Raw genomic sequence first — 9,765 nt, 5'->3', positions numbered from 1 at the left:
CCGGCAGCGTGGAAAATCCACAATTTGTTTTAACTCTAATTGATAATTCACGATAAACCTCCATATAATATTGTAGTTGTAGTAAAATAATTGTAGACGAAAGATACTAAAATGTATATAATATGCCCATAGGGGTGCTAAGTGGCATAGATTTGGCACAGTAAAATACCTGATATGGCATGAAAGCAACATGAAAATTAGGGTGGATATAAGGTGGACAGTTTGGAAAACCTTAGAGTTTTAGAGGGTTCCGAGGTTTTTTTCCGGGGTCTGCAACACCTCTATCCCCGGTTCAAATCCGGGTGGCACCTCTAAAAAACCTTGAAATATGAATTTCAAGGTTTTTTGTTGTGTATAAAGTCATCAGGAGGAACTGCCTGATTACGAAAATCAGATGGAGGAATCCCAACCTGTTTTTTGAACAGCCGACTGAAATATAAAGGATTATCATAACCTACAATGGATGCCACTTCAGAAACAGAATATGTGGTTGTTCTAAGAAGTGTTTTTGCATTTGTAATACGAAGGTTCAGAATATACTGCATAGGCGTAAGATTATGATACCGTTTAAAATTACGGATGAACCAGCAGGTGCTCATATGCCTGGAGGCAGAATAATCTTCTATGGAAATCTCTTCTGTAAAATGTTCATTAAAAAACTGAGCTGCCAGTTCCATCTCCTTTTGAAGATAACGATTCTGTCTGGAACTTTCCGGATGATGGCGGCTGATCAGAAGAAAAAGTTCGTTAAGGAGCAGTGACAGATACTCTTCATAGTGTGGTTTCGTCAGTTGAAGCTCCTGTATCATTTTTCGGAATATCTGGTGGTATTCTGGAGAATTTCCAACCTGTATAACTGAAGCGGATTCAAATAAATGATATTCTTTTAGGATATTTTTTACACGATTTCCTGTAAAATGAACCCAGTAAACTTCTGTCTGATCTGTACCATAATAAATATATTTCTGCATTTCTCTGGGCCGATATAAAATCATATGTCCGGCATCTATAATTTCCTCTTTATTATCTAAAAAGAAATGCCCTTTTCCTGAAGCAATATAAAGCAGCTGATAATCAATCCTGCCTTTTGGGCGGTAAGTAGGGAGTCTTGGCTGTTTGATAAGGCGGTAAGTTCCGCAGCTTCCTACGACTAACGGTCTGGTTTTGTCTTTAAAATCAAGCAGCGAATTGTGCAGATACCCGGAATTAATATACATAGATACTCCTTTCTTATAATGGCAGAGGAAAAAGCCGATATATTGTTCTGTGGTTCGTAAGCCATAAATCTGCTTTTTTATATGATGTTTTTAACAATGTTTTTTTATACTGTGAATCTCATTATAAGTGTATCATTTTGTGCATGTTTTGTCCAATGCGGTTTATGGACGAAATATGTAAAAAGGTAGTAAAATCAAAGTAAATTGAAGGGAAAAAACAAGAAAAAGGAGAAAGCCAGAATGATCGTGCCCAGACATTATGAAGACTTAAAAATAATGCATGAAAATACCATGCCCTGCAGAGCCTATTATATACCGGCATCCAGAGATATGGGGCCGCTTGTAGAAAACAGAGAAGACTCTGACAGAATGATCCTGCTTAACGGAAACTGGAAATTCCGATATTTTTCAAGTATTTATGATCTGCAGGAAAAATTTTATGAACCGGGATATGAATGCAGTGATTTTGTGCAGGTAAAGGTACCGGGAGTGTGGCAGAACGACGGATATGACAGACATCAGTATACAAATGTAAGATATCCGATTCCACTGGATCCGCCTTATGTGCCTCAGGAAAACCCCTGTGGAGCCTATGTGCGGGAATTTGAATATGAGATACAAAAGGATGCGCCAAAAGCTTATCTGAATTTCGAGGGTGTGGATTCCTGTTTTTATGTATGGATGAATGGGAAATATGTCGGATACAGTCAGGTTTCCCATGCTACAAGTGAATTTGATGTGACGGACATGCTTCAAAACGGAAAAAATATACTGGCTGTTCTGGTTTTAAAATGGTGTGACGGAACCTATCTGGAGGATCAGGACAAGTTTCGTATGAGCGGCATTTTCCGTGATGTATATCTTTTAAACAGACCTGAAAATATTCTCTATGATTATTTTACGACAACGAAGACCAAGAAAGATCAGGCGGTGATCACAGTTCAGGCAAATTATCAGGGAGAAGCTTTTCCGGTAAAGATTACTGTGTATGACAGGGAACAGAATATCGTGGCAGTGCAGATGTTTCAGGAAAAGCGGACTTCCCTTTATACACATCAGGCAGTTTTTGAAATAAAAAATCCAAAACTCTGGAATCCGGAGCAGCCATATCTTTACACTATGGTAATAGAAGGCAGGGATGAAGTCATTACAGACCGGATTGGGATTCGTGAAATCTGTATAAAAGATGCTGTGATTTATGAAAATGAGGTTCCTGTTAAATTTAAAGGAGTCAATCGCCATGACTCAGATCCGGTTACCGGTTTTGCCATTAGCCTGGATCAGATGAAAAAGGATCTGCAGATGATGAAACAGCATAATTTCAATGCAGTCCGCAGCAGCCATTATCCTAATTCACCGTATTTTTATCAGCTTTGCGATCAGTATGGATTCTATGTGATCGCGGAGGCAGATAATGAAAGTCATGGAACACAGTCTCAGTATCTGAAGGATTCCAGCTGGGAAAACGTAAGCAAAAGATGGAATGAGAGGATTTCTGATAATCCGGAGTTTATACCGGCTACTCTGGACAGAACGATGCTTTGTGTACAAAGAGAAAAGAATCGTCCAAGTATCGTGATCTGGTCCATGGGAAATGAATGTGGATACGGATGTACCTTTGAAGAGGCGCTGAAATGGACAAAAGCTTTTGATCCCACCCGGCTGACCTGTTATGAAAGTTCTTTTTACCGGAATGACAGGAGAAAATATGATTACAGTAACATTGATGTTTTCAGCAGGATGTATCCGTCGCTGGAAGAAATACAGGAATACATGGAAAAGAAACCGGATAAGCCGTTCCTTTTGATCGAATACTGTCATGCTATGGGAAACGGACCTGGGGATCTGGAAGATTATTTTCGTATGATCTGTCAATATCCGATCCTTTGCGGAGGCTTTGTCTGGGAATGGTGCGACCATGGGATTTATCAGGGAAAAGCGGAAAACGGAAAAGAAAAATATTTATATGGCGGTGATTTCCAGGAGGAAGTGCATGACGGCAATTTTTGCATGGACGGGCTGGTTTTTCCGGACCGCACCCCTCATACCGGACTGCTGGAATACCAGAATGTATACCGCCCTGCAAGGATCGTATCCTATGATCAGAAAAGCGGTGTGATCTGTCTGAGAAATTATATGGATCATGTAGATCTGAAAGACTTCCTTTTTCTCACTTATGAGACCAGCTGCGACGGAATGCCTGTGGAAAAAGGAGAACTGGAGCTTTCGGAATCAATCTGCCCTCATGAGACAGGAAGCATACAGTTGAGAGTAAAGGTTCCCCAATGTGGCAGGTGCTATTTAAAAATTTCCTACCACTTAAAAAACAGTACGGATATCCAGCCCCAGGGAAGCTTCCTGGGATTTGACGAGATACCTCTGAAAAATCAGGACAGCAGAAACCAGAAAGCAGAAAAACTGCTGCGATCTCAAAATGACGGTTATACCTGCGCTGTTCAGGTTTGGGAAAACGACAGGTATGTATGGATTATAGTGGTTCAGTTGTCAAGACAAAAATCTAAGGTTTTTATAATGAACTGATATGATTGGTAGTTACCTGGAATCAGAGAAAAGATCCCTGATCCGTATATGCATTAAGCTACATACGGCAGAAGCATTGCCGGATAGTAGCATTCAGCTGGTGTTTTATAACCAAGGGCAGAATGGCATCGCTCAAAGTTGTATGTGTGAATATAGCGACCAATAGCAGTTCTTGCTTCCTTGATGTTGTTGTATTGCGTCAGATACGCTTCCTCATACTTGAAGCTGCGAAACCAACGCTCAATCATGATATTGTCAGCCCAGCGACTTTTTCCATCCATGCTTTGACGGATGCCATTTTCTTTCACAAAGTCAATGTATCGCTGGCTTGTAAACTGACACCCTTGATCTGAATTTAAAATCTGCGGTCTTGCTGTTTTAAATGCCTTTTTAAGAGCGTTAATAACCATTCTGGTATCTAGGGTATCATCAACTTCCCAACCAACGATACAACGACTGTACCAGTCAATAACAGCAGTTAAATAAAGAAATCCGTGCTTGATTGGAATGTAGGTAATATCAATGGACCATGCCTGATTCGGAGCATCAATTACGGCATTTTGTAGAAGATATGGACATACTTTGGCCTGTTGCATACGCTTAGAAAGATTCATTTTAGGATAAATAGGACAAATATCCATTTCATTCATATACCGACGTGCTTTGCGGCGTCCCACATGATATCCCCTGTTTTTCAGCTGTGCCGACATTTGCCTTGCTCCCCAAGTTGGATTGTCTGTATGCAGATGATCAATAATCGCTTTGCATTCCAACTCTTCTTCTGAGACGGGCAAGCTTTTATAATAAATGCTTGTACGGTTAATATCGAGCAGTTTTGCTCCAACAGAAGCAGGGAGTTCTTTAGTCGTCAAAAGGTTTCGGACTAAATTTACTCTCGTAGTCTGGTCCACAAATTTCTTCAGATTTTTTTTTGAGCCAGTCAACCTGCATTGTTAACTGACCAACCTTTTTCGCATACTCTGCTTTCTCTTTGCGTTCTTCGGCAAGCTTTTCTTTGAGATTTTCTTCACGCTTGTCATCAAATACAGCCGAAGCATTATTCAGAAATTCTTTCTTCCAATTGCGAAGCAGGTTTGGTTGGATATTATTTTCAGTTGCCAGGGTGTTGAGATCTTTTTCACCCTTAAGTAGCTCAATTACTAGGTCTGATTTAAATTTGGCACTAAAGTTTCTTCTTTGTCTGGACATAATTATGAATCCTCTCTTTCATACTGAATTTAGTATATCAGATTCATTAAAAAATGTCCGAAAAAGTGTCTTAATTTATGAGACCATTATAGATAAAGGCGGACAAATTCTGTTATACCTTTAATAAGCTGACCGGGCTTTTTGAGAGTCTGAAGAGAGAAGGTGAAGAACTTCTGGATGCTCCATTAGAATTAAACATCTGGAGAGCGCCTACGGATAATGACCGGAAACTGAAGCAGCAATGGACAGATGCCGGGTATGACCGGAGCAGGACCAGAGCCTATAAAACAAGCTGGGAAATGAAAGATGGCAGAGTGATCCTGCACAGTATCCTGTCTCTTTCCGCAGTTGCTCTGCAGAAAGTCCTGGATGTAGAAGCATTATGGGAGATTTCCAATACCGGTGAGATACAGGTAAAGATGAATGTAAAAAAAGACATGGAATTTCCGCAGCTCCCCAGATTTGGTATCCGTTTATTCCTGAAAGGGGAATATGAGAAGGCTTGTTTTTATGGACTTGGCCCTCATGAAAGCTATATTGATAAATGCCGATCCTGCAGTCATGGACTTTTTGAAGCTTCCATTCAGGAACTGCATGAAGATTATCTGAGACCGCAGGAAAACGGAAGTCATACAGACTGTGATTATGTGCAGATCCTTAAAGGCGAAAAAATATTTACGGCAGCAGCGCCAAAGGCATTCTCTTTTAACGTGTCTTACTTTACACAGGAGGAACTGACCCGGAAAGCACACAATTTCCAGCTGGAAAGATCCGGAAATACCGTGGTATGTCTGGATTATGCACAGAATGGAATCGGCTCCAACAGCTGCGGACCGGAATTAAGAAAAGAATATCAGCTGGATGCCGAAGAATTTACATTTGAGATAAAACTATTATTTGGGAAGGATGAATAAAGAAAAATGAACGAAAAGAAATACTTGAAATGGTACAATAAGGTGGGATATGGTTCCGGTGACATTGCCGGAAATGTGGTTTATGCGTTTCTGTCTTCCTTTGTCATGATCTATCTTACCAATACAGTAGGGCTGAATCCCGGTATCGTAGGAACCCTGATCGCAGTATCAAAGCTTTTTGACGGCATCACAGATGTGTTCTTTGGTTCTATGATCGATAAGACAAAGAGCCGCTTTGGAAAAGCCCGTCCGTGGATGCTGTGGGCTTATATCGGCTGTGCTGTGACTCTGGCTGCAATCTTTGCTATTCCTACAAGTATGGGAACATTTGCCCAGTATGCATGGTTTTTTATTGCCTATACATTATTAAACGCTGTTTTTTATACAGCGAATAATATCGCATATTCTGCACTGACTGCACTGGTGACAAAAAACAGTAAGGAACGTGTGCAGATGGGCTCCTACCGCTTTATATTTGCGTTTTCCACCAGCCTTCTGATCCAGTCCCTGACCATTGGTTTTGTAGAATGGATGGGCGGCGGCGCTGCCGGCTGGAGAATGGTGGCTGTGATCTATGCCGTGATCGGACTGGCAGTAAATACGATTTCTGTATTTTCTGTAAAAGAGCTGCCGGAAGAAGAGTTAAACGATGGAAAAACATCAGGAACAGACGAAAAATATTCTTTGATCGATGCCGGGAAACTTCTTTTTACAAATAAGTATTATGTAATGATCTGTGCGACTTATATCCTGCAGCAGATCTATACGGCAATGCTGAATATGGGTATTTATTATATGACCTATATTCTTTTAAACGAAAAACTCTACGGAGTATTTTCCTGGGCCATTAATATCCCTCTGATCATAGCGCTTCTGATTACGCCTGTTTTAGTAGAAAAATGGAACGGGATGTATAAACTGAATCTGACAGGATATGTCATTGGTACTGTGGGAAGGGCTCTGGTAGTCCTGGCAGGTTATATGGGAAGTGTTCCTCTGATGCTCCTGTTTACAGGAATCGCAGCCTTTGGTATGGGCCCGTGGCAGGGAGACATGAATGCGGTGATCGCATCCTGCTCCGAGTATACCTATCTGACAAAAAAGAAAAGAGTGGATGGAACCATGTATTCCTGTACTTCTCTTGGAATCAAGCTGGGCGGTGGAATTGGTATTGCAATTACGGGATGGCTGCTGGATCTCAGTGGATTTGACGGAACTCTTGCAGTACAGAGCGCTTCCTGTATCCGTATGCTCCAGATCATGTATCTGTGGATACCGGTTGTGATTACTCTGATTATTACGCTGCTGATGTCAAAGATGAATGTGGAACGTGCAAATGAAGAGCTGAAAAAGAAACTCTGATCTATTATTAAAGAGATCCTTTTGTAAAAAACACCCTGGGAATCTGATTCTCAGAGTGTTTTTTATCGGTTCATCCCTTATAAACTACTTCTCCATGGCAGATAGTATAGTGGATTTTTCCATAAAGCTCAGCACCTTTAAACGGTGTGTTTGAAGATTTGGAAAGGAAGGTGTCCGCAGTCCATTTTTCATCCGGATCAAAGATTACCAGATCTGCCGGGGCGCCTTTTTCAATGGAGCCGGAAGGAAGATGATAAAGTGCAGCAGGATTCCAGGTCATTTTTTCCAGAAGCTCCATAAGTGTCAGGTGACCGATTTTTACGAGATTTGTGATACCAAGGCCAAGAGAGGTTTCCAGACCGGTGATGCCGCTGGGGGCTTCTGTAAGAGGTTTGTTTTTTTCTTCCTCACTGTGGGGAGCATGGTCTGTGGCAATTAGGTCGATGGTGCCGTCTTTCAAACCTTCTATGATAGCAAGGCGGTCCTTTTCAGTGCGGAGAGGCGGATTCATTTTTGCCAGGGTACCATAGGTAAGAACCGCCTCTTCTGTCAGTGTGAAATGGTGAGGTGTTGCTTCAGCGTGGATATCGGCTCCCAGTTTTTTGGCAAGGCGAACCAGTGCAACGGAGTTTCCGGAGCTGATGTGCTGGATCACTACAGGAGCTTTGGTATGGAGAGCAAGCATACAATCCCGGGCTACCATAACTTCTTCGGCAATGGAGGGAGATCCCTTGATTCCAAGTTTTTCTGAGACTTCTCCGGCATTGATGCCATTATTGGTGATAAAGCTTTTGTCTTCTTCATGAAGGCTGATAGGCATATTTAATTGTGCCGCTTTTTCCATGGCTTTGCTGCAGAAATCAGCATCCAGAAGCGGGATACCGTCATCAGTAAAACCACAGGCGCCGGCAGCTTTCAGAGCATCAAAGTCATTCATGATCTCACCTTTTAAGCCCTGAGAAACAGCTGCGGTCTGATAGATACGGATTTTTTCTTCTGCTCCGCGGGTGAGAATGTCTTTCAGAGTTTCCACAGAATCAACGGTGGGCTTTGTATTGGCCATACAGATTACTGAGGTCACGCCGCCTTTTGCAGCTGCCAGAGCGCCTGTATGCAGGTCTTCCTTATAGGTAAGACCTGGATCCCGGAAATGGATATGGGTATCGATCAGTCCGGGAGCCACAGTAAGTCCGTCCAATTCGATTATCTGCTCGTTTTCAAGAGGAGAAAGACAGGAGCCAAGCTCAGAGATCTGTCCGTCTGTGATACGGATATCGGTGATGTGGCTTGTGTTTGTACGAGGGTTTACAAGGAAACCATTTTTTAATAACATAGATAAGTCCTCCTTTGGGATTTGTTTTATTGAGGGGAAAGTGTCATTTCCAGAGAAGTATCGCTGAAAAAGGTGTTGGCATTATAAAGATACAGGATTTCCTGTACGTTTTCTACCTGGATCAGTTCTTCCAGATCATCATAATAATATCTTGGATCTACCATAATGATATTGCGGTAATGAGGCGCCAGAAAGGGAATCATGCAGTTTGCATAGGAGTCTTTCAGTACAAGAAGAGTACGGTCTTCTTTTATAGGTGTACTGATCCTGACAAGGGGATGATTTCCATTAAAAAACATGGCATATTTATCTCTGACATTCAGCTGCTCTACAGCATAAAAACTGGCAGTTTTTTTCTGTTCGTCAACATAATTGACAACATGAGCAGGTGTGTCGCTTTTGGGAAGAAATACATAGATATCTTCTTTTTCGTGGGAACGGAAGCCGCTTTTGGCGGACAGTGTGCCCTGAAAACTTCCGGTCACAGGAAATTGTTCATAAGAGCAGACACTGGTATCAAGTCCCATTTTTGAAGCAGCGTCTTTATAGGCAAAATAAGCCGCCTGCGTTGTCCAGTGATGATCTGTGTGATAATAAAGCTGGTGATTCGTGTTTTGCCTAAAAGTATTTCTTACATCAATGCAGGATATGCCGTTTTGCTCCAGGGTGGAAAAAAGTTCATCCATGTATACATTCTGATCTTTTACCGGGGCGGCGGCAGGCAGTTTGTCTTTTAATATGTTTACTGCATTAGGAGCGATCAGCGCATACTGCGCTATGTCTGAATGAGCCTTTGCAAAAGAGGTCATTGCTTCTGTTGTGGCATTGAGGTGCTCTGGAACAGGCGGCGTAAAATCCTCCAGCAGATAGCCGTCTTTTCCAAGGTAAACACCATTGGATCTGGTTTTTCCCATCAGAAAATCTGCTCCTGCTTTCAATTCTACCCACATGTCACGAAGCGGAAACTGATCATTTACATAGGTATCATATTTTTTTTCAAACTGGCCGGAGATCAGGGAAGAAACCGTGGCGTCCGGCTTTGATGCCAGTACACGGTTTTCTTTTTCAGAAAAAGAACGTTCCGGCATAAATATACTGATGAGAAAGACTATGATAAGAAAAAACGGAAACAACAATCCCATATTTCTGAAAAAATATTTATAGCTTTTTGTCTTCTTTTTCATTTTAC

7 protein-coding genes and 1 pseudogene are annotated in these 9,765 nt (G+C 41.7%); 3 read left to right on the top strand and 5 right to left on the bottom strand.

From position 1 onward, the window contains the following. Positions 1-335 precede the first annotated feature (335 nt). Positions 336-1,217 carry an AraC family transcriptional regulator gene (locus RDS42_RS08420; protein ID WP_308783260.1) on the bottom strand — a complete coding sequence of 294 codons (882 nt, stop codon included), beginning with the start codon at positions 1,215-1,217 and terminating at the stop codon, positions 336-338. Positions 1,218-1,457: 240 nt separating this feature from the next. Between RDS42_RS08420 and RDS42_RS08415 the strand changes: the two are divergent. Continuing rightward, positions 1,458-3,641 (top strand): annotated as a pseudogene (locus RDS42_RS08415) (glycoside hydrolase family 2 TIM barrel-domain containing protein); the annotation flags it as partial. A 170-nt stretch (positions 3,642-3,811) separates the two neighbouring features. Here the strand turns inward: RDS42_RS08415 and RDS42_RS08410 are convergent. After that, entirely contained in the window at positions 3,812-4,630 is an 819-nt protein-coding gene (locus tag RDS42_RS08410; protein ID WP_308783259.1) for an IS3 family transposase, read from the bottom strand. Further along, complete coding sequence (locus RDS42_RS08405; RefSeq protein WP_072449340.1) at positions 4,620-4,967, bottom strand: transposase; 348 nt, start codon at positions 4,965-4,967, stop codon at positions 4,620-4,622. The genes RDS42_RS08410 and RDS42_RS08405 overlap by 11 nt, the downstream gene beginning before the upstream one ends. 92 nt (positions 4,968-5,059) lie before the next feature. Between RDS42_RS08405 and RDS42_RS08400 the strand changes: the two genes are divergently transcribed. Both RDS42_RS08400 and RDS42_RS08395 read left to right on the top strand, forming a co-directional pair. Then, positions 5,060-5,881, top strand: coding sequence for a beta-galactosidase small subunit (locus RDS42_RS08400; RefSeq protein WP_308783261.1), 822 nt, complete (start codon positions 5,060-5,062; stop codon positions 5,879-5,881). A 6-nt stretch (positions 5,882-5,887) separates the two neighbouring features. Continuing rightward, positions 5,888-7,243 (top strand): glycoside-pentoside-hexuronide (GPH):cation symporter, encoded by a 1,356-nt coding sequence (locus tag RDS42_RS08395; RefSeq protein ID WP_308783258.1) that lies wholly within the window; start codon positions 5,888-5,890, stop codon positions 7,241-7,243. A gap of 70 nt (positions 7,244-7,313) precedes the next feature. Here RDS42_RS08395 and RDS42_RS08390 read toward each other — a convergent pair whose 3' ends face one another. Together RDS42_RS08390 and RDS42_RS08385 are read right to left on the bottom strand one after the other, a co-directional pair. Then, entirely contained in the window at positions 7,314-8,576 is a 1,263-nt protein-coding gene (locus RDS42_RS08390; RefSeq protein ID WP_308783257.1) for a dihydroorotase, read from the bottom strand. 26 nt (positions 8,577-8,602) lie between these two features. Beyond that, positions 8,603-9,765 (bottom strand): DHHW family protein (locus RDS42_RS08385; RefSeq protein ID WP_308783256.1); only part of this gene is annotated, 1,163 nt, incomplete at its 5' end.

It is taken from the genome of uncultured Blautia sp. (assembly GCF_902497045.1).
Taxonomy (GTDB): domain Bacteria; phylum Bacillota; class Clostridia; order Lachnospirales; family Lachnospiraceae; genus Blautia_A.
The sequence above is the reverse complement of the archived record's forward strand: the minus strand, read 5'-3'. Positions and strand labels throughout refer to the sequence as shown.